Source organism: Pantoea sp. SIMBA_079, from assembly GCF_046940275.1.
GTDB lineage: Bacteria > Pseudomonadota > Gammaproteobacteria > Enterobacterales > Enterobacteriaceae > Pantoea > Pantoea borealis.
On sequence record NZ_JAWRYR010000099.1, the window covers coordinates 1 to 342 of the forward strand.

At 59.4% G+C, this 342-nt stretch carries 1 protein-coding gene; it reads left to right on the forward strand.

Annotated features, from left to right (window positions below; all coding sequences use genetic code 11):
• A partial coding sequence (locus tag SB719_RS19280; protein ID WP_412159622.1) for a hypothetical protein occupies window positions 1-342 on the forward strand: 342 nt, incomplete at both ends.

A 342-nucleotide genomic window follows, 5' to 3' on the forward strand; every position in this document is an offset into this window, starting at 1 on the left:
CGTTTCGTGCTGCACGACCACCCCCGGCATTCGAACCCGGACGCCAAGCACCGCGAGTTTGTCGCGATCGAAGCGCGATGGCTCGTCGAAAATAATGTGCCTATCGCTCGCCAGGGAGCTGCTTTTCCGCACAGTTTGCAGCGGCGAGTTTCCGATGCAAAAGCAGTTCGCGGGAGCGATTTCCAGTCGCCGCCACACCCGGCCGACGGCGAAACTGGATTTTTCGTCGTCGACGTCGAAGCTCAACCCACGACTATCGAATATCGGAGCCCGTTCGAGCACCGCAAACCAATCATGCATATCGAGCATGCGATCGTGGTGGCGCCAGAGGGGGAAGAAGCT